This is a genomic window from Paenibacillus sp. tmac-D7, assembly GCF_006519665.1.
Lineage (GTDB): Bacteria > Bacillota > Bacilli > Paenibacillales > NBRC-103111 > Paenibacillus_G > Paenibacillus_G validus.
This window is the reverse complement of the sequence record NZ_VIDW01000026.1, coordinates 39536-60207: the sequence shown is the minus strand read 5'-3', so window position 1 is coordinate 60207 and position 20672 is coordinate 39536. Positions and strand designations below refer to the sequence as shown.

Below are 20672 nucleotides of genomic sequence, written 5' to 3'. Positions count from 1 at the left end.
CGGTTTCATATATACAAAATGTTAATTCATATTCGGCTCTTTATCTGCTTTAGTAGCTTCAACTACTAACTCTCGCAGACAAAAAACAGCCTTTAAGAATCGAAAGATTCTTAAAGGCTGTTTTTTTATAAAAAAGGAGTGAAAAAGATGTCAGTGAAACAGGATTTGCGTACTCACATAAAACTGTTGGATTCCAAAGAGAAGCTGCACCGTATCACAAAATCTGTCAATAAGGATACGGAATTGATGCCGCTAGTAAGATGGCAATTTCGGGGGTTGGAAGAAGAGCAGCGGCGCGGATTTTTATTCGAAAATGTGACGGATAGCCGTGGCCGTACTTTTTCCGGTTCGGTGGCGGTCGGTATTTATGCAAGGTCGGATTTCCACGGAATACATCGAGCCATCGATAATATCCATCCAAATGATTTGTTCATTGGTCGGATTATGATGAGAATGCCAAGTCCAATTCGGGGTTAATATCAAATCTCCCGACAAGACCTGGCTGAGTCCAGGCAATGGTCCAGTTGCCGAATCCGATCTGCTCCGTTCCATATCATCGGGCTGCCTTTTGTTTTAAGTGTAAAAAAGCGGAACTTGAATACAAAATTGATTTTGGCAACCGGAGCCCTAAGTGCATTGTTTGGTTTTTATTACATGTATAATTTAGGAATCAATGAAGGACTTTTCAAACTCTGGTTTTCATAATTTGGTCAGACCTTTATCAATAACCCGGATAATGTTACATCCCCCCTATTCATACCTATGAAAATGCTTGCTTGGATGTGTTATATGTAACTACTGGTCTTATAAAGACATTGAAACGAGGGGACAGAAGATGAGGGTGATTGTAGGTATTTCGGGAGCGACCGGAGCAATATTCGGGATTCGCCTGTTAGAAGTTCTTCAGCAATTGGGAGTGGAAACGCATCTGGTGATGTCCAAATGGGCGGAAACGACTATCAAGCTGGAAACGGGCTATACGGTGCAGCAAGTCAAAAGTATGGCGGCTGTCGTACACGATCCGATGAACCAGGCTGCATCCATATCTAGCGGCTCGTTTCGCGTTGACGGTATGATCATTGCCCCCTGCAGCATGAAAACATTGGCGTCTATCCGTGTCGGTTTCGCCGAGGGACTTCTCGGCAGAGCAGCTGACGTCATATTAAAAGAACGCAAAAAACTCGTGTTACTCGTTCGCGAAACTCCGCTAAGCGACATACATCTGGAAAATATGCTGGCACTTTCGCGGATGGGCGCGGTTATCCTGCCGCCGATGCCCGCATTTTACAACAAACCGACGACATTAGATGACATGGTAAACCATATTGTGGCGCGGACATTGGACCAATTCGGCATCGATAATACGCTAACCAAACGTTGGCAGGACCCGGTAGAACGAAAACAGCCGTAATAAAGGGATAGGAAATGAATGTGTAATGAAGAGGAGGAACTTGAAGTGGAGGTCAAGGTTTTTATCGAATACAAAATCGTTTCAGAGAAAAGAGATACTTTTATGCAACTTCTGCCCGATTTGAAACGAAATACAGACGAGCATGGTGGACGGGAATACAAAATCTATGAGGGGACGGACCAGCCTAATCTGATCGTGGAGGAATTCCTCATCGCGGACATTGGACGCTATCAAATGATAAAAACAGAGCGCTTGAATCCCGATTCCCCATTCTGGAACAAACATCATGAACATATCGTAGGAGGGGCAAACAAGCTGCATATCTGGGCCTTCAAGACATTGAAATAGCTAACCATACAGAACAATACCGAATGAAAAAAAGCCCTAACATTACATATAGGAGGTGCCGCGGCACCTCTTTTTGCGTCTGGACAGTATCGTATAACAGGAGTCACAGGAAAATAAAGGGATTTTCTTTTCCGATTCGAGCGAAAATTACAAAATACACTAAAAAAACCATGAGAAACGTTAATTGCCCCATGTTCATGGAACAGGCCGGCACAGGTAAAATTGAAGTGTAAAGAGGACAACGAGAGAAAGCCCCAAGCGGACATTTCTCAATATGTCTTTCAATATCTCAGAAGAAAAGAGGAGAAAAAATGGCTCAAAAGATTTTGGATCACAATGGAAACCCTGTCACACATGGCCGCGAAACCGTTAACGGAGTTCGTCTCCATTACTATACTGCTGGAGAAGGTGAGCCGGTTGTCCTTCTGCACGGTGTACCGAAAACCTCTTACTACTGGCGTAATGTATTGCCAAAGCTGTCTCATAAATATAAGGTAATCGTACCAGACCTTCGCGGTTTCGGCGATTCGGCTCGGACATTGACTGGTTACGATATGCCTAACATGGCGGAAGATATTGCTCAACTGATGACGGCTCTCGGACATGAGAAGTTCTTCCTTGTCGGTGAAGACTGGGGAGCAGCGGTGGGCATGGCGCTCGCCATGCAATATCAAGATCGGGTTAAGAAGTTCGTATACACTGAAATGCTTCTCCCTGGATTCGGGTTGGAAGATTGGTCGCACCTGACGGAAGAGAATGTGCGCACGAACCACTGGATTTGGCACATCAACTTCTACAATGTTCGTGATTTCCCGGAACTTCTGATCTCGGGTCGAGAAATGCTGTACTTCTCTCATTTCATCCGTCATGAGTGCTATGATCCTACTGCCGTTTCCGAAGAGGCCATTGCAGAGTATGTGCGCTGCTACGCTGCACCGGGCGGACTGCGGGCGATGTTCGAAGTATACCGCGCGACATTCCAAGATGCGGCCTTCTTCAAAACAGCACTCGACAACAAGTTGAAAATGCCGGTTCTCGCACTCGGAAGTACTTACTTCATTGGTGAAGAGAATACACGCGAGATGAAACTGGTTGCAGAGAACGTGGAGGAAGCAAGCCTGCCTTGGGGCCACCAATTGGCAGAGGAATGTCCGAACGAATTGAGCGAAATCCTGCTTAACTTCATCAGCAAATAATATCTTGACATCACGCCACATGAATGCAGTGGCGTGATGTTGTAAGTAAGGGTCTGATTCTATCGACGATCAAAGGGGGAACGGAATGTGAAATGGAATAAGCCGGTTCTTGTAGCCATTGTAGTTCTATTCATGTTCATGACGGCTTGCGGCAATAACAGCGGTACATCTTCCGGTAAAGCTGAGGGTACAGCGGAAGCTGACAAGAATGCTGCCGGGTCATCCGTGAAATCTGAAGCGGATGGCAGTACTCATGCAGGACTAAAGCAGCCGCCATGGTATAAGGAACCAACGGCTGATCAATTGGAAGCCGTCAAATTGGACAATCCTTCCGATGTGATTGTAAGCAGCGGTCCTAATGGCGAGAAAGCAACTCCTGCCAGCGAAATTATCATTACGGAAGAGCAAGCTGCCAAGATCAAGGAAGGCAAATTTACGGCAGCAATCGCTATGGGATTCCTGGGGGATGATTGGTCCGAGCAGCAGCTCGCCGGATTGAAGTCGGAGTTCCGCAAGCTGGGTATTGAAGTCGTCGCTGAAACCAATGCAAATTTCAAGGATACGACGCAAATTTCCGATCTTCAAGCTATTGCCGGTAAGAAGCCGAACATTGTTGTAAGTATTCCGCTCAACGCTCAGACAACGGCAAGCGCATACAAAGCTCTGGCCAATGCAGGCACGAAGATCGTCTTTATGGACCAGCCGGCGGAAGGCATGCTGCCGGGCAAGGACTACGTTTCTGTGGTGTCCGCAGACAGCTTCGGTCTTGGCATGAACATTGCGGATGAATTAGCCAAAGCCGTAGGAGGCAAGGGTGAAGTTTCAGCGCTCTATTACGCTCCGAACTTCTATGTGACCAATCAGCGCTATCAAGGGTTCGTAGCTCGTCTGGCAGCCAAGTATCCTGACATTAAGCTGGTTGAGGTACAGGGCTTCCAGGATCCGAACCGTTCACAGGAAGTAGCGGCTGCCCTGCTGACGAAATATCCGAACTTGAAAGGGATGTATGCCAGCTGGGATGTACCGGCAATGGGGGCCGTAGCAGCAGCTCGCGTTGCAGGTAAGACGCCTGCGAACTTTAAGATTTCAAATGATAATCTTGGTAATGAAGTGGCGCTTGACATGGCGCAGAACGGCTTTATCGCCGGCATCGGCTCACAGCGTCCGTTCGACCAAGGTGTCGCAGAAGCTAAATTGGCGGCACTGGCGATGATCGGCCAGCCGACGCCGGCTTATGTCGCGGTTAGTTCATTGGCCGTCAACCGGAAAAACCTTAAAGAGTCCTACAAGGTGATCTATCACAAGGATGCCCCGGCCGATATTCTTGAAGCATTGATGAAATAAGAGCGTAACGAAGGCATGGCAGGGGGGACGTCTCTGCCGTGCCATCCATTTATACACGTAGGCGGTGAGACCATGACGATCCCACACATTCTTGAAATGGAGAACATCAATAAGTCGTTCAGTCGTGTGCCTGTACTGAAGAATGCACACTTTGAGCTGCGCAAAGGTGAAGTTCATGCCCTTATGGGAGGCAACGGTGCAGGGAAATCAACGTTGATGAAAATTCTTACCGGTGTGTACACCAAAGACTCCGGAACCATTTTATTAGAAGGCAGCAAGGTGGAGTTCAACAAGCCCAAGGATGCCGAACGAAGCGGTATCGCGATGATCTTCCAGGAATTCAGCCTAATCCCTACACTCACGGTTGCAGAAAATATCTTCTTGAAGCACGAACCCAGGAGAGGCTTGCCCTTCTCCATCGACGGCAAGGAGATGGTTAGAAGATCCAGGGAAATTCTGAACGATTTGGATGTCCAGATTGATCCTAACGCAACGGTTGATTCGCTGAGCGTTGGTTACTGGCAAATGGTCGAGATTGCCAAAGCCTTATCCAAAAATGCGCGAATTCTCGTGATGGATGAGCCTACGGCCTCCTTATCGGAAAGTGAAACCCGATCCCTGTTTCAATTGGTCAAACGCCTTAAACATGCAGGGATATCGATCGTCTACATTTCACATCGAATGGCGGAGATTTTTGAAATCTGTGATCGCATCACGGTAATGAAGGACGGACAGAACGTCTTAACGGAGGAATGCAGCCGGATCTCGATGGAGCAGGTTATTGTGTCCATGCTGGGCAAAGAGACAGCCTCTTTCGAGTGGCAGGAGAGGCAATACGAGCTTACTCCCGAACCCGTTGTGCAGGTGCGTAATCTGGCTTATGGGAGCAGAGTAAGGAATGTTAGCTTTGATCTTTACCCTGGGGAAATTGTAGGCCTGGCAGGTTTAATGGGCAGCGGAAGAACAGAAATTGCGGAAGCCATCTTCGGCATTCGCCAACCGGAAGCAGGAGAAATCCTCATCCGAGGAAAGAAAATCAAGAACGTTCGCGATGCAATAGGTCAAGGGGTTGCTCTAGTCCCGGAGAATAGGCGCAAACAAGGATTGATTCTCGATCATTCGGTTCGAAGCAATGTCATGCTGACGAACATCTATCAGTTATCAAAGCATCTGTTCGTGAATGATTATGCAGGCACGAATATGACGAACCATTACATTCAGAAGCTGAATATTAAAACAGACGGCCCTGATAAGATTGTAAAGCTGCTGTCTGGCGGAAATCAACAAAAAATCGTACTGGCTAAATGGCTGGCTAAAAATCCTACCTTGCTGATCCTGGATGAACCTACGATCGGCGTAGACATAGGAGCAAAATCAGAAATTGTTGAGATCGTCCGTGAGCTTGCCGACAGAGGAATATCCGTTCTTGTTATTTCTTCCGAACTGCAGGAGCTTCTGGCGTTAAGCGACAGAATTCTTGTTCTATATAACGGCGAAATCATGAAAGACATATATCGACGGGATATTGAGACCGAGGAGGTTCTTCATCATGCAATCCAAGGATATTAAAAGCAAGGAGCTCATTTCGATTTCTCGGTTAAGCTTTCCTTTCCATTGGAGGGATTACTTTGTTTATATCGCATTCGCAATTGTTTTGATCTTTTTCGCTTTTACGATTGCTGCGGACGGTTTTTTCCTGCCTTCCAATTTGTTTAATATCGTCCGGGCTACGACGATGATTTCCATTATGGCCATTGCCATGACCTTCGTCATCTCCGCGGGGGAGCTGGATTTATCCATCGGTTCGATAACGGCATTCTCCGCTCTGATTTCGGCCATGGCCATGAATGCCGGATATGGCATGGCAGGAGGAGTTATCGCGGGTCTGCTGGCTGGCCTGCTGATTGGCGCCACTAACGGCATACTTGTTACGAAAGTAGGCATTCCTTCCTTTCTTGTGACCCTGGGAATGATGCAGCTGCTGCGTGGTGTGGATATGTGGCTGACCAACACCAATCCGGTTGTGATCAAGAATGCCAACTTTAACTTCTTCTTCGGTTCCGGCAATTTGGGCTCCATACCCGTCTTACTGTTATGGTCTCTCGTGTTCTTAGGGGCGGGGCATTACATACTCAAGCACACCCCGTTCGGACGTGAGGTGCTGGCTACGGGGGGGAACCGGCTTGCTGCTGAATATTCGGGTGTCAATACGAAGCGAATCAAGTTTTATGCGTTCCTGCTTTCCGGTGGTGCTGCAGCGATCGCAGGAATGCTCTATGCCGGCATGATGCAAAGTGCGCGTTACAGCTTCGGGCAGGGCGATGAGCTCAGCGCGATTGCTGCGGTTATATTGGGAGGAACCAGCCTCTTCGGCGGTGCGGGTACAATCATAGGTACGATCATTGGTTCTCTGCTGATTGGGACCATTAATAACGGGCTCATTATTATGGGACTGAGCGTCAGCCAGCAGATGATTGTCAGCGGCGCGATTATTATTCTGGCGGTTGCGTTCGGTAAAAAACCTGCGTCCTAATCCCTAATGAAGGCGGGATCCGGGACTGCTAAAACATGCTGTACGGCCGTGCGTTCACTCTCCCGGGGTTATGAGGAAGGCTGGACGGATAGCAAGGGAAATAGGATGCAAGGAAAGAGCAGCACCCCTGGAACGGGAATCCGATTCCAGGGGTTCATTCTTATTGGCTTCTCCAGTGCCTGATTATGAAATCCTAGCTTACCTCATCAAGGGTTAACACGTGTTATAATAGACGATAGCAGCACACTCACCTGTACTTCTCGTATACCAGAGACTTCAATTGCAAGGGGTGATTACCAATGAAAGTCATTGTCGTTGAAGATGAACCGAACTCATTAATGGGGATGAGAAGAGCGGTCGAATCGATGGGGATGAATTTGTCCCTGTTTACTTCAAACCATGCCGAAGAGGCAATGGGAATCATTGCGGAGCACCGGCCGGACTTGATCGTTACAGATATTATGCTGCCGGGCATGACAGGCTTGGACCTTGTCGAGCATTTCGTTGGGAAACATTATCAACCTAAAATCATTGTTGTAAGCGGATACAACGATTTTGAATATGCACAAAGAAGCATTCGTGTTGGAGCCGCCGATTATTTGTTAAAACCATTCCATACGGAGGAGTTCGCAGAGAAAATCCGCAAGTTTCTACTCCTGATTCAGCAAGAAAAAGAACAGAATCACCATCTGCAGCAGCAGTATACCTTTGCCCAAATGGGAAATCGGTTGATGCGTGATAATTATTTGGCCGATTTCTGTTTAAAATATACGCCGCTTGAAGAGCATATTTACCAAAGGTTAAAGCTATGGAACCTGGCATGGCTGGCGGACCAACCCTATTCTATTATGGTGATGGACACCAAAGGCTATCCGGACGGTAAGCCGATCGGGAGTAATTATGCGCTGCAAACCTTCGCTATCGGGAACATTTTGAATGAAGTATTGATGGACTACGCTGCTACTGTATTTTTCAAGGATTCCAAGCATCGTTGGGTTGTAATAACAGGGAACGACAAGGTTCAAGAGTTGATACATTCGATTATCCACAGTGTCAAAAGTTATCAGAAAATTGAATTGGCAATAGGGATCAGCGCAAAGATGGAGCTTTTCGAACATATCCATTCCGCTTACCAAGATGCACTGAAAGCATTCCGAATCCATTCCTTATCGGACCATTCGGAGTTCTTCTATGAGTCCAATCCATCTAAATCAAGCGGTTATGTGACGCCGGACCAGATGGCCTCCTTGTTGTGCGAGCAGAACGAGGAGGCGATTGCACGGGCTGTCAAACAATTCATCCGAGGCACCGTCATGCTGGAAGGAACGGAGAGCAAAGAGGATGTTACTCGCGGCGTCTTAAATTACCTTTCGCAAATTCATATCAGCCTGAGTGAGAGAACGGCCAAGGAATTGGAAGAAATTCCGATGAGAGTGTGGGAGATGCTCGACGAGTGCAGCACGATTCAAGAGTATCAGCAGGTTTTGCGTGACTATCTCACCAATCTAGGCCGACAGCTGTTCGCTCCCAGGATGAATGCGATTGTGGAACGTGCATTAGAGAAAATGGCTGCCGCTTATATGGAAGATATTACATTAGGTAAAGTCGCGGACGAGTTATCGATTCATCCCGTGTGGCTCAGTCAGGTGTTCAAGAAAGAAACCGGCCAGACCTTCACGGATTATCTTGCCGATCTCCGGATTAACCGCGCGAAGACGCTGCTAAGAGAGACAAGTATGAAAATCTATGAGATTGCCACGGCTGTTGGCTACAATGATTTGCAGTATTTCGGCACGCTGTTCAAAAAGAAAACAGGTGAAACTCCGAAAGAGTTCAGGTATGGCAAATGAGGAAGAGAACGAATTTTAACACGCTGTTCATTAAAATGCTTCTGATTATGTCTGTATCGATGTTAATCCCGATCGCCGTACTAGGCATGCTTTCTTTTGAGAAGTCTAAGCAGCAAATTGAATCCGTCACCTCCCAGTTTCTTCAGGATAATCTCGCATTAAATGCCAAGCTGGTTAGAAAAATAATGGTTAGTGTGGAAGAGGAGTCACGACGCTTAGCTGCATCCAAAGAAATTCAGGACTATCTGGAGACCTACCCCTTAGCTAATGAAGCGGATCAGGTTCCGTTCTCCGTGGTGGAAACGCGACTTCAAATCAAGCTAACCAGCGCTTACCGCATGGATGTATTGACTAAGAATTCGGAGTCTTATTCGCAGCTATATCCTCTCATTCAAGCAGCGGGAAAAAAGGGGGTATGGATTCATGAGTGGGATCGGGATATGTCCAGCCCGGTATTTATCTATATCGCCTTGATCAGGAACTCCGCCTATGATACCATCGGCATTCTAACGCTGGAGATTCCGGAGTATTTAGTCCGTGGAGGATTAGTCTTCCCATCTTCATTTAAGAACTATAAAGTCATGCTGGTGGATAGCGGAAATCATATCATCTCTAATACGGATACAAGCTTCTACAATAAGGAGTATTACTATGAAGAATATTTTCCGACGGAAAAATGGAAGAAGGGAGAAGTCGGGCTGAACAGGGATGGCTGGAAGCTCATTGCGGCTGTCCCAAGGGATGAGCTCACGGGAACCATTTACCAAATTAAAGATTTCACCTTCTGGATTGTGATGATCAGTATGATTGTTGTCACGCTGTTTCTTGTTATACTTGTACGCACCTTTACGATTCCCATTAAAAATTTGGTTCTGCATATGAATGAAGTGAAGAGAGGGCTGCTAAATCCTTTTGCTCTCTATCAAGAGAGACGAGATGAAATCGGCCAGCTTGTTCGCGGCTACAATCAGATGGTATCGGGTATGCTGGAATTGCTTCACAAGACGAAAGCCATGGAATCAGACAAAAGGCAATTGGAGCTGCAGACCTTAAATCATCAAATCAACCCCCATTTCTTTTACAATACGCTTGATTCGATTAAGTGGAGAGCCGAACACAGCAACGAGACGACGATTGCCGCGATGGTCACTAAATTAGCCAGTTTGCTGCGGTTCAGTCTGAACAATGGGGATGAATGGACGACCGTTGAGCGGGAAATTGAGCATGCCCGAAATTACCTTGACATTGAGCTTCTTCGCAGCAATCGTTCTTTCCAAGTGTTCAGCCAAATTGCACCGGATGTTCGCAAAAAAAAGATTATTAAATTAATTTTGCAGCCGATTATGGAGAATGCGGTGAAGCATGGCATCAGCAAGCATCCGGAAGGAAAAGGGAAGATTAAGCTGACCGCGAAACGGGATGGGAATGAAATTGTCTTCATCATTGAAGATAATGGGCCCGGCTATCATGGCGGGCCCTTGTTGAACTTGGGCAATCCTGCGGAGAGGGACGGAACTGGCGGAATCGGATTAGTGAATGTTCATAAACGGCTAGAGCTGCATTTTGGGCATAAGTTCGGATTATTGGTGCATCCGAATCCGAATACAGGATTTAGAGTCGAAATCCGGCATCCTATTATCGTAGATGGGCAGGATAGCAGAAGTGGTGAACATGGCGGGCTCTAAGATGATGATCAGATGGGTGATATCGATTGTACAAGCTATGCAAGAGCACAGTGTGCCACCGCTGGTCATAAAGGTCTAGCAGATGGATAAGCCCTTTACATGGAGAGACGGGCATGATAAGCTCGCTAGCCTCGCGATGCCTGTTTACCCGCATCGCCCTATCGCGAGGAATTCATGCCCGTAGAGGTTCCATGTCAAGGGCAGCACCAAAAGAAGGAATTGGAAATTTTTTTGGTTGGGGAAAAGAGCCCGCTTACTTTTAGTCAAATGACCGCAGGAGTCTGTTCGTTGCTAGTTAGATATTGATTTTTTTAAAAAAACTACTATAATGAACTTAAAAATAAATAAACAATGAACTAATATTTATGGACATTTATGGTTATGTCTATAATTAGCGCTAATCATCATAAACTCTAAAATGGGGGGCGGAAGGATGTATGACTACAAATTCATTAATGCCAGAATTGTCGACGGCACCGGAAATCCTTGGTTCAGAGGGGAGATTGGCGTTAAAGACGGTAAAATTGTAAGCGTATCCAAAAATCTCGAAGGGGAGTCGCTTCATGTTATCGATGCAGAGCATCAGATCGTTTGTCCAGGTTTTATAGATGTTCATACGCATGATGATCTTGCAGTCATATCCAATCCTGATCATGAACCAAAGCTTTTTCAAGGTGTTACCTCAGAAGTATTAGCAAATTGCGGTTTTGGTTGTGCGCCTGTAAATAAGCTTACACGTAAACAATTGTTGCAATATATCTCACCAGTATTAGGGACTTATTCCCGCGAATGGGGCTGGAAAAGCTTCAAGGAATATGTAAGCGTTTTATCTGAGCGGTCAACTTCGATGAACTTGGTATCGCAGGTTGCTCATGGGGCGGTTCGCATTGCAGTAATGGGTTTTGAAAGCCGCCCTGCGACAAGCCAAGAGATCGAAGAGATGAAAGCTTTAGTGGAAGAGGCCATGCAAGCGGGCGCAATCGGATTATCTTTAGGTTTGCTGTATGCACCTGGTTGTTATGCGGATCGTGCGGAGCTCATTGCTTTGTCAAAGGTGGCTGCTCGATATGGAGGTATTCTCAACTGCCACATGCGGGCAGAAGGAGACAGCTTATTGGAGTCCATGAACGAAGTTTTCGATATTGCCGAAGCGGCGGAAATTCCGCTTCATATCAGTCATTTGAAGCTCATCGGAGTCAACAATTGGGGGAAAATTCATCATGCGCTTGAAATGATCGAATCTAAAAAGGCTCAAGGACTTGATGTAACTTGCGATATTTACACGTATACCGCAGGCAGCAGCACGTTGATGTCGGTCCTTCCGTCCTGGGTTTCCGAAGGTGGAGTGGAGAAAGCTCTCATGCGGCTATCCGACCCGAAACAGCGGGCCAAAATCAAAAATGACATGGGTAGGAGCGTTAAAGGCTGGGATAATTTTGTGGAGATGCTCGGTTGGGATCGAGTGGTCGTCTCGGCCGTAAACGGAGAGGCCAATACCAATAAAGCGATTGAAGGCATGAATTTTTTGGAAATTGCCGAACATCGCAAACAGGAGCCGGTTGAATGTTTAATGGATTTGTTACTGGAGGAGCAAGGCTGCGTTACAATGATTTTACATCAAATGTCAGAAGAAGATGTAAAAGCGGTTCTCCGTTCGGATTATTCCATGATTGGTTCGGATGGGCTGCCGCTGTCTTCGGAAAAAATTCATCCCCGCCATTTTGGTACTTTTCCCAGATTGCTCAGTAAGTATGTGCGTGATGAGAAAGTTATGCCGCTTCAACAGGCCATCCGGAAAATGACATCCTTCTCAGCGCAAAGGTTTGGGTTTAAACGGCGAGGGATTGTGCAGGAAGGTTATTTTGCTGATCTGGTGGTTTTCAACGAACAGGAAATCAGGGATCGCGCGACGTTTGAGAAACCGAGACAGTACCCCGATGGGATTAAGTACGTGATGGTTAATGGTCGGCTTGTCGCCCGTCACAACCATAAGACTGCGGAACGGCCCGGTGTATTTGTTCCGTTGCAGTATAAGTGTTGTTGAGTCGTTCATCGAATGCGGACTTTGGGTTTGAGAGGAGGTGCGCTTAACCGACCGATTTGTATAACAGGGGAGATAGTGAAGATGTTAAAGATGGGCATTATTTCGCACGAAAATTTTAAAGGAAAGATTTTAAAGGCTGTAAACGAGGTAGCATCGCTGGATTTGGAGTTTTACCTTAGATGGTATGTTCACGAAAGCCAATCCGTCGAACTGACACTTGAACTTAATCATCAGGTAGATGTGATTCTTTATGGTGGACCTGTACCTTATTATCTGGCCAATAAGGCTGCGGCCATCATGGTTCCGGCAGATTTTGTATCCCATGATGAAGTATCGCTCATGAAAGCGTTGTTTGAACTGCAGAAAATGGGAGTTGATTTGGAAAGAGTCAGTATCGATACGATTCCTGAAAGCACTCTTCGTAATGTATGCGAAGAATTGCAGCTTCCGTTTGAGCGGCTTAAAATTAAACCTCTGACTGAACCGAAAGTGAGTGATGATTATACGACGTTCCATATGGAACTTTATAACAACGGAACAACGGCATTCGCTTTGACCTGCCGTTCGATCGTATATGATCATTTGGTGAGCAAGCAAATACCGTGTTATAACATGATTGCAACGAAAACATCAATCATCAACGCTATAAATCAATTGAATGCCGCATACGAACGCTCGAAGTATCAAGGCTCACAAATTGCAATTGGGCTAATCAAAGTCAAGTCCCCTTCCCTGGTAAAGGAATCGATCATTCATTCTCGCAGATATCAAATTGAGATTCATCAGCATTTGCTGAACTATGCGGAGAAGCTTAAGGCGGGGCTGACGGAATTAAATGAAGGATTGTATTTGTTCTATACCACTTACGGTGTTTTGAAACAAGTGACGAACGGCTTCAAAGAGGTCCCGGATCTAACGGCACTTAAAGATTTAAACATTGTGCTGAGTATCGGAATTGGCACGGGCAATACATCTTCTATTGCTGAAGAAGGTGCAAGAAAAGCTTTATTAAAGGCGGAAAAATCCGGAGACGGTCATGCATTCATCATTCTGGACAATCAAGAACTTCTTGGACCATTAGGGGGGCACACCAGCAGAATTATTGTGAGAACGATAAGCACACAGCTACAGACGATGGCCAAAGAAAGCGGAATTAATGTTCCGACCATGGCGAAGCTATTCCACTTGTTTAAAAATGAACGCCGCTATCATTTTACTGCCGAAGAGCTTTCCAACGAACTGGGACTTTCCCAACGAAGTGCAAGACGGATCTTGACTCATCTCCATAAGGAAGGATTCGCAGAACCGATCGGAGAGGAAATCAGCTCGGGTCAAGGCAGACCACGAAGGATTTACCGGATTAATTTTGCATCACTGGATGTAACGGAAGAACGGATAGATTAAAAGGTGGTGAGTGTAATGGCAAATGTACCTGCCTTGGAGAAACATCCTAATAAACCCAATTTTACAGCTGACGACGATTCGTTTGAATATCAGAGAGACAAATTTGGGATGATATATCATTTATTCCGAAGAAAAACGGTTTTGATCGGTTTGGGGCTTGTTGTATTTGTCATTTGTTTGGCTGTATTTTCTTCACTTTTGACGAGTTATGACCCTAATGGAGTCAAAGTGGAAGAACGTTTAATGTCACCCAGCATGCAGCATATTTTCGGCACAGACGACTTCGGTCGCGATGTGTACAGCAGGGTCATTCATGGCGGTAAAACATCATTGATTATTGGAGCGACCGTTATGTTGCTGGCAGTCGGGGCAGGATCGCTAATCGGATTGTTTTCTGGCTTTTATAAAACGCTCGATCATGTATTGATGCGAATCATGGATGGATTGATGTCGTTTCCGGGCCTGGTGCTCGCCATTGCCATGATGGGAGTGCTGGGCGGAAGTTTAACGACCGTGATCATCGCATTAAGCATCGTTTATATGCCGCGAGTAGCGCGGGTCGTGCGCGGTTCGGTTCTCGTCGTTAGGGAATATCCGTTTATCGAGGCGGAGCGGGCGCTTGGAGCAAGTAAAATATATATATTATTCACTCATATTTTACCCAACTGCCTGTCTTCTATCATTATTCAAGCTACATTTATTTTTTCCTATGCGGTGTTGGGTGAGGCTGCTCTAAGCTTTCTTGGAGTGGGTGTTCCTCCGACAACGCCCAGTTGGGGAAATATTCTCAGCGATTCGCGAGTTTATATCGTGCAGGCTTGGTGGATCGCCGTATTCCCGGGAGCGGCCATTATGTTAACGGTGTTAGGTTTGAATATGTTCGGCGACGGTTTGAGGGATATGCTGGATCCAAAGCTGCGGAAGGTATAACAACGGGGTTGGAGGTGAGAAGAGGTGAATTTACGATGCGTCGAATGCGGAAAAGTCTTGCCGCCGGAAATGTTATACGAATGCGATGATTGTGGAGGGATTCTCGAGGTTATCCATCCCAATGGCGTGGAAACAGATGGTGCTTTACAGACAAGCATGTGGCGCTATAGCAAGAAATTGCCGGTCCGCAGTCCGGATCATATCGTTTCGCTGTATGAAGGAATGACTCCGATGCATCGTGCCTTGCGCATGGAGCAGTCGCTATCAGGCTTTAGAGGCATTGTGTATATAAAGGATGAAACAACCAATCCGACGGGATCATTTAAGGATCGGTTGGTCAGTGTTGCGATCAGTCGGGCACAAGAATTAGGTTGCAACGGAATCATCTGCGCCTCAAGCGGGAACGCGGGAGCTTCTGCAGCCGCATATGCCGCAAAAGTTGGCCTAAAAGCGATTATCGTCGCTCCGAGTCATACGCCCATTGAGAAATTAACCCAAATTTCCGGGTATGGCGCAACGGTTGTGCTTATTGATGGACACTACAGTCATTCGTATCGTTTTGCTGAACGGTTGGCTAAGGAGTTTAACTATGTCAATGTGACGACAACTTATTTGAATCCGTACGGAACGGATGGGCTAAAAACGGTTGGTTATGAGCTGTATGAACAGACGGGAGGAGAAATTCCTGATTACGTGTTTGTTCCAGTGGGTTCCGGCCCTTTAGTGAAAGGGGTTTATCAAGGCTTCCAAGAAGCTTTGCGCGAATCGGGTGATGCGCGCAAAGGGATTCCGAAGATCATCGCCGTACAAGCGGCTGGCTGCTCCCCAATCGTGAAAGCGTTTTATTCGGGCGACATGGAGGTGACAGCTTGGGATCAACCGGCAACAATCGCATCCGGGATCTCTGATCCGCTGATCGGTTATGAGAAGGACGGCACTTATACGCTAAGGCTGATAAGAGAATCCGGTGGGGGAGCGGTTTCCGTTACGGATCATGAAATCCGGAATGCAATGAGAATATTGGCCCAATCGGAAGGCGTGCTCGCCGAACCGACCGGAGCCTGTTCCCTTGCAGGATTCATCAAAATGCAGCAAAACCATCGCATTTCGCAGGACAGTAAAGTAGTATGTATGGTCACCGGCCACGGATATAAAGATTTCAAGGTGTACCGGGAAATGTCACCTGTTGTTCATCAGCTCAAAAGTCCGGATGATACGGAGTCAATTCGTCAATTATTATGTTTGAGCCCTGATTGAAAGGAGTGCCGAGCCGCATGATGTCCTATATTATCAAACGCTTTCTTTCGTTGCTGCCGACATTGTTCGTTCCCTTGCTGCTTATTTTCTTTATGCTTCGTTTGGCGCCCGGGGATCCTGCATCCATTATGCTGGGAGCGGATGCAACTGTCGAACAGGTTGAACAGTTGCGAGAGAAAATGGGTTTAAATGAACCGCTGCTGATCCAACTATTTGCCTTTCTGAAACAACTGGTTACACTCGATCTCGGTGACTCCATCTTTCTAAAAAAACCTGTGTTGACGGTTATTTTGGATCATATAGAAACGACCATTGTACTGACGATTTACGCTTTGATCATTGCAATCGTGATCGGTTTGCTTTCCGGCATCATTTCGGCCATTTACCGTAATAAGTCGATTGACCAGATCGCGATGACCGGAGCGATGATAGGCGTGTCCATGCCGGAGTTTTGGTTTGGCCTGATGCTGATTCTGGTATTTGCCGTCAACTTACAGTGGTTCCCGGTTACAGGCTATGTTCCTTTATCAGAAGGATTCTTCGAATGTATTCGTTCATTGACTTTACCGGCTGTGTCCCTTGGCTTCGTGCAGGCGGCGTTTATCGCCAGGATTACAAGAACCAGCATGCTTGACGTCATTCATGAGGATTTCGTTCGAACTGCAGAGGCCAAAGGATTGTCGAATGGGGTGATCGTATTTAAGCATATTTTGCGCAATGCATTCATCCCGATTTTAACGGTAATTGGAATTACTGTCGCGGTATTAATGGGTGGAGCAATCGCCATCGAGACGGTGTTTAGTTTACCGGGCATCGGCAGAATGATGATCAGCGCCGTGTCCAGGCGGGATTACCCGCTTATTCAAGGCATTGTTTTGTTTATTTCTGTAGTGTTTATACTCATCAATATGATCGTGGACATCATATATACGTGGGTTGATCCGCGAATCAAGTATCGGTGAAATGGGAGGCGGAAATGGAAATGACACGACCCTTGCTGCAAATCAACCATTTGGAGCTTTCGTTTATAACGCCCAAAAGTCAAGTTCAAGCCCTTGCCGACGTCTCTTTCGAGATTCAGGAGGGTGAGATTGTCGGTTTAGTCGGGGAGTCGGGATGTGGAAAAAGCATTACTTCCTTGTCTATTATGGGGCTTTTGCCAAATGAATCTACGAGAGTCACAGCTGGATCGATCAAATTCCGCGATATTGAATTGACAGGACTGAATAAACAACAAATACGTGCCATACGGGGTAAAGAAATCGCTATGATTTTCCAAGAACCCATGACATCGCTTAATCCGGTGTTTACCATCGGTGATCAATTGACTGAATCCGTTAAACTTCATTTGAAAATGACCCATAAAGAAGCGAATGATCATGTGCTTTCCATTCTGGAAAGCGTCGGTATTCATCGTTCGCGTAATATTATGAATGAATATCCGCATCAATTGTCAGGGGGTATGCGTCAACGGGTAATGATTGCGATGGCATTATCCTGCAATCCGAAGCTGCTGATTGCAGACGAGCCGACAACCGCGTTGGATGTAACGATTCAAGCACAAATTTTGGCATTGTTAAAGAAAATTAATCTTGAATCGAAAACATCCATGCTGTTCATTACACATGATTTGGGTGTCGTCGCCGAAATGTGCGATCGGGTGATTGTCATGTATGCCGGTCAAATCGTGGAAAGCGGAAAGGTGAAAGAAATTCTGAACAATCCGCAGCATCCCTATACAATCGGGCTACTTAAGTCCATACCTAGGCTGAAGGAAACGCGCAGACGATTGGATACAATACCAGGGACCGTTCCACAGTTTGGTAAAATGCCGTCAGGATGTCGTTTTATGCCTAGATGCGGTTCGGCAACGGAAAAATGCGCAAATGAACCTTTAATGGTGCATGTTACTGATGATCATGCCGCAAAATGCTGGAATGCCACTGGAAATGAGGGATAAGGATGACTTCAGCGCTGCTTGAGGTAAAAAATCTAAAAAAGGTGTTTACAGTAGGGGCTGGCATTAAGAAGAAGAAGGTACAGGCCGTTCGCGATGTCTCTTTCACGATTAACAAAGGCGAGACATTCGGATTGGTAGGCGAAAGCGGATGCGGTAAGTCGACAACGGGCAGGTTGGCGATCCGATTGATCGAACCGTCAAGCGGGTCTATCACGTTTGGCGAAAAGGATGTAACGATGGCGAAGGAAAAAGAGCTGCGGACGATGCGTAGAGAAATGCAGATGATCTTCCAAGATCCGTACGCTTCGCTAAACCCTCGGATGACGATTGAGAAAATATTGACGGAACCGTATAAATTACAAGGTTTATATACGACGGAAGAACGTAACAAACGTGTTATTTCGTTGATGGAAGAGGTAGGGCTTCGCCCTGCTTATCGAACGAGGTTTCCGCATGAATTCTCAGGCGGACAGAGGCAGCGCATCGGAATTGCAAGGGCACTTGCTTTAAATCCCAAATTAATAGTTGCCGATGAACCGGTTTCCGCATTAGACGTATCCGTACAAGCTCAGGTATTGAATCTGATGATCGATTTGCAGGAAAAATACGGGTTGTCGTATTTATTCATCTCCCATGATTTAAGTGTCGTGAAGTATATCTGTCACCGTGTCGGGGTGATGTATCTTGGAGAAATTGTGGAAATCGGTCCAAAAGAAACGTTATACGAAAATCCGCTTCATCCCTATACGCAGGCGTTATTGTCTTCCATTCCGTCGGTTGATCAGAGGGACCGGGAGCGAATTATTTTAAGCGGAGACGTTCCTAATCCGGCCAATCCGCCCAGCGGTTGTTCGTTTCATCCGCGGTGTCCTAGCTGCATGGATATTTGCAAAATCGAAAAACCTGCGGCCAAGCAGATAGGCGATCAATTGGTTTCTTGTCATCTGTACAATTAAATCGAAAACTCGTTATTTTAGGACATTTATGGATATGGCTATAACTGCTGCTCTCTTCTTGTACTTTAAATTCAGAGTCATCAGACTCAGTCTGTACTCAATATAAAATAAGGGGCGATCAAAGTGGAAAGTAAAAAAAGATTCAAGATTTTTTTGTCTCTAATTCTTATGCTTTCAGTCTTGTTGTCCGCTTGTCAAGAAAAACCGTCGTCCGGCCCTGGAACGAATGCAGCAGGTGAGCCTAAGATGGGCGGCACGTTAAAGGTCGCAACTACCGGGGAACCGCCAACGCTTGATCCGACTCAAACGACAGCTTATTCCGCGCAAGAGATCGGTTGGCATATTTATGAAGGACTATTTACTATTGATGAAAATTACAATGCTACTCCAATGCTGGCCAAGGATTATGTTTTTGATGAAGCTAAGAATACGTACACCATCCATTTACGTGAAGGGATTAAATTTCACAACGGCAAACAACTGTCCGCGGATGATGTCGTCGCTTCTCTAAATCGTTGGGGGAAGAAAGCAAACTACGGAAAAATACTGTTTCAGAATTTGCAAGAGTTAAAAAAGGTTGACGATCTTACGATTGATATTGTTTTAAAGAGTCCATCGCCTATCGTACCGATTCTGCTCGCGTTCCCGAATCAGCAGTCCGCGATTTTTCCTAAGGAAATTGTTGAAGCTGCCGGAGACGGTGAGATTAAACAATATATCGGCACAGGACCTTACCGTTTTGTTGAGCACAAGCCGGATCAATATATCAAGCTAGCCCGTTTTGAAGACTATAAACCGCTTGAAGGACCGGCCAAAGGTATGGGTGGCAGCCGCAAAGCTTATTTGGATGAAATTTTGTTTATCCCGACTCCGGAAACTTCGGTGCGTTTGGATGGCGTACAGACGGGTCAATTCGACTTTGCCGAGCAAGTGAACTCCGACATGTACAAGCAGATTCAAGCAAACAATCAAGTAGATGCGTTGATCACCAAGCCCTATTGGTTTACGCAAATTGTGTTTAACAAAAAGTCAGGACCGTTCACGGATAAGAGATTGCGCCAAGCATTTTCACTGGCCTTGGATATGAAACCGATGATGCAGGCCGCTTTTGCCTCCGAAGAATTTTATCGTTTGGACCCAAGTATAATGTTCAAGGAACAGAAGGAGTGGTGGTCTGAGGCTGGAAAGGAAAATTATAATCAAGCCAATCTGGAAAAGGCCAAAAAACTGATGGAAGAAGCCGGCTATAAAGGCGAGAAGCTGCGGTGGCTGACGACGAAAGAATATGACTTTATGTATAAAAACTCGCTGGTTGCAACGGAACAGTTGAAGAAAATCGGCTTTAATATTGAATTGCAGGTAGTAGACTATGCAACGATCGTTTCCAAACGAATGAAGCCTGAGGAATATGAAATTTTTATGGGTGCGACAACATTCACTCCGGACCCGGGAATTTGGCCGATTTGGGAAAGCAGTTGGCCTGGATTCTGGGTAGACCCTAAGAAAGATGAAATGGTGAAAAAATTGAACTCAGCGATGGATCCAAAAGAGCGTAAAAAGCATTTGGACGCTCTGCAAGCCTACTTCTGGGAAGAAGTTCCGTTGCTCAAGGTCGGCGATTTCTTCGTATTGAGTGTAAAGACCAAAGAGGTAAAAGGCCTGGAAGGCACCGCATTCCCATTCTATTGGAACGTTTGGAAGGAATAAAGGTTCTATTGGCATTCTGTCGTTGGGGAGCTCTGCTCCCCTCCAGA

17 protein-coding genes are annotated in these 20672 nt (G+C 46.2%); all 17 read left to right on the top strand.

Annotated features, from left to right (window positions below; genetic code table 11):
* The first annotated feature begins 147 nt into the window (after nt 1-147).
* A complete protein-coding gene (locus FKP33_RS17685) occupies nt 148-477 on the top strand; it encodes a hypothetical protein (protein WP_054797827.1) in 330 nt (109 codons plus the stop codon).
* Nucleotides 478-835: 358 nt separating this feature from the next.
* A complete protein-coding gene (locus FKP33_RS17680; RefSeq protein ID WP_127609296.1) occupies nt 836-1411 on the top strand; it encodes a non-oxidative hydroxyarylic acid decarboxylases subunit B in 576 nt (191 codons plus the stop codon).
* Nucleotides 1412-1456: 45 nt separating this feature from the next.
* Complete coding sequence (locus FKP33_RS17675; protein ID WP_054800118.1) at nt 1457-1759, top strand: MFS transporter; 303 nt, start codon at nt 1457-1459, stop codon at nt 1757-1759.
* A gap of 311 nt (nt 1760-2070) precedes the next feature.
* Entirely contained in the window at nt 2071-2955 is an 885-nt protein-coding gene (locus FKP33_RS17670; protein ID WP_054797830.1) for an alpha/beta fold hydrolase, read from the top strand.
* Between the two features lie 87 nt (nt 2956-3042).
* Nucleotides 3043-4299, top strand: coding sequence for a substrate-binding domain-containing protein (locus tag FKP33_RS17665; protein WP_141335920.1), 1257 nt, complete (start codon nt 3043-3045; stop codon nt 4297-4299).
* Between the two features lie 15 nt (nt 4300-4314).
* A complete protein-coding gene (locus FKP33_RS17660; protein ID WP_258313477.1) occupies nt 4315-5868 on the top strand; it encodes a sugar ABC transporter ATP-binding protein in 1554 nt (517 codons plus the stop codon).
* Nucleotides 5849-6832 (top strand): ABC transporter permease, encoded by a 984-nt coding sequence (locus tag FKP33_RS17655; RefSeq protein WP_127609302.1) that lies wholly within the window; start codon nt 5849-5851, stop codon nt 6830-6832. The genes FKP33_RS17660 and FKP33_RS17655 overlap by 20 nt, the downstream gene beginning before the upstream one ends.
* Nucleotides 6833-7131: 299 nt before the next feature.
* Nucleotides 7132-8682, top strand: coding sequence for a response regulator (locus FKP33_RS17650; protein ID WP_127609304.1), 1551 nt, complete (start codon nt 7132-7134; stop codon nt 8680-8682).
* A complete protein-coding gene (locus tag FKP33_RS17645; RefSeq protein ID WP_141335919.1) occupies nt 8679-10367 on the top strand; it encodes a sensor histidine kinase in 1689 nt (562 codons plus the stop codon). Before FKP33_RS17650 ends, FKP33_RS17645 begins: the two co-directional genes overlap by 4 nt.
* Nucleotides 10368-10800: 433 nt before the next feature.
* The gene (locus FKP33_RS17640; protein ID WP_181410195.1) at nt 10801-12411 is read left to right on the top strand and encodes an N-acyl-D-amino-acid deacylase family protein; all 1611 of its coding nucleotides are present in this window, start codon (nt 10801-10803) and stop codon (nt 12409-12411) included.
* Nucleotides 12412-12492: 81 nt separating this feature from the next.
* Nucleotides 12493-13815 (top strand): helix-turn-helix domain-containing protein, encoded by a 1323-nt coding sequence (locus tag FKP33_RS17635; RefSeq protein ID WP_141335917.1) that lies wholly within the window; start codon nt 12493-12495, stop codon nt 13813-13815.
* A gap of 3 nt (nt 13816-13818) precedes the next feature.
* The gene (locus FKP33_RS17630; protein WP_196426880.1) at nt 13819-14745 is read left to right on the top strand and encodes an ABC transporter permease; all 927 of its coding nucleotides are present in this window, start codon (nt 13819-13821) and stop codon (nt 14743-14745) included.
* Between the two features lie 24 nt (nt 14746-14769).
* Nucleotides 14770-16002: a threonine synthase gene (gene thrC / locus FKP33_RS17625; RefSeq protein ID WP_141335916.1), complete on the top strand. Its 1233-nt coding sequence runs from the start codon at nt 14770-14772 to the stop codon at nt 16000-16002.
* 17 nt (nt 16003-16019) lie between these two features.
* Entirely contained in the window at nt 16020-16964 is a 945-nt protein-coding gene (locus FKP33_RS17620; RefSeq protein WP_141335915.1) for an ABC transporter permease, read from the top strand.
* Nucleotides 16965-16984: 20 nt separating this feature from the next.
* Entirely contained in the window at nt 16985-17962 is a 978-nt protein-coding gene (locus tag FKP33_RS17615; protein WP_054797829.1) for an ABC transporter ATP-binding protein, read from the top strand.
* Nucleotides 17963-17964: 2 nt separating this feature from the next.
* A complete protein-coding gene (locus FKP33_RS17610) occupies nt 17965-18918 on the top strand; it encodes an ABC transporter ATP-binding protein (protein WP_141335914.1) in 954 nt (317 codons plus the stop codon).
* 123 nt (nt 18919-19041) lie between these two features.
* A complete protein-coding gene (locus tag FKP33_RS17605; protein WP_141335913.1) occupies nt 19042-20625 on the top strand; it encodes an ABC transporter substrate-binding protein in 1584 nt (527 codons plus the stop codon).
* Nucleotides 20626-20672: the final 47 nt, after the last annotated feature.

Coding starts and splice junctions, on each gene's coding strand:
- FKP33_RS17685 (WP_054797827.1), top strand. CDS start 148: ATGTCAGTGAAACAGGATTTGCGTACTCACATAAAACTGTTGGATTCC.
- FKP33_RS17680 (WP_127609296.1), top strand. CDS start 836: ATGAGGGTGATTGTAGGTATTTCGGGAGCGACCGGAGCAATATTCGGG.
- FKP33_RS17670 (WP_054797830.1), top strand. CDS start 2,071: ATGGCTCAAAAGATTTTGGATCACAATGGAAACCCTGTCACACATGGC.
- FKP33_RS17660 (WP_258313477.1), top strand. CDS start 4,315: ATGGCAGGGGGGACGTCTCTGCCGTGCCATCCATTTATACACGTAGGC.
- FKP33_RS17655 (WP_127609302.1), top strand. CDS start 5,849: ATGCAATCCAAGGATATTAAAAGCAAGGAGCTCATTTCGATTTCTCGG.
- FKP33_RS17650 (WP_127609304.1), top strand. CDS start 7,132: ATGAAAGTCATTGTCGTTGAAGATGAACCGAACTCATTAATGGGGATG.
- FKP33_RS17645 (WP_141335919.1), top strand. CDS start 8,679: ATGAGGAAGAGAACGAATTTTAACACGCTGTTCATTAAAATGCTTCTG.
- FKP33_RS17640 (WP_181410195.1), top strand. CDS start 10,801: ATGTATGACTACAAATTCATTAATGCCAGAATTGTCGACGGCACCGGA.
- FKP33_RS17635 (WP_141335917.1), top strand. CDS start 12,493: ATGTTAAAGATGGGCATTATTTCGCACGAAAATTTTAAAGGAAAGATT.
- FKP33_RS17620 (WP_141335915.1), top strand. CDS start 16,020: ATGATGTCCTATATTATCAAACGCTTTCTTTCGTTGCTGCCGACATTG.
- FKP33_RS17615 (WP_054797829.1), top strand. CDS start 16,985: ATGACACGACCCTTGCTGCAAATCAACCATTTGGAGCTTTCGTTTATA.
- FKP33_RS17610 (WP_141335914.1), top strand. CDS start 17,965: ATGACTTCAGCGCTGCTTGAGGTAAAAAATCTAAAAAAGGTGTTTACA.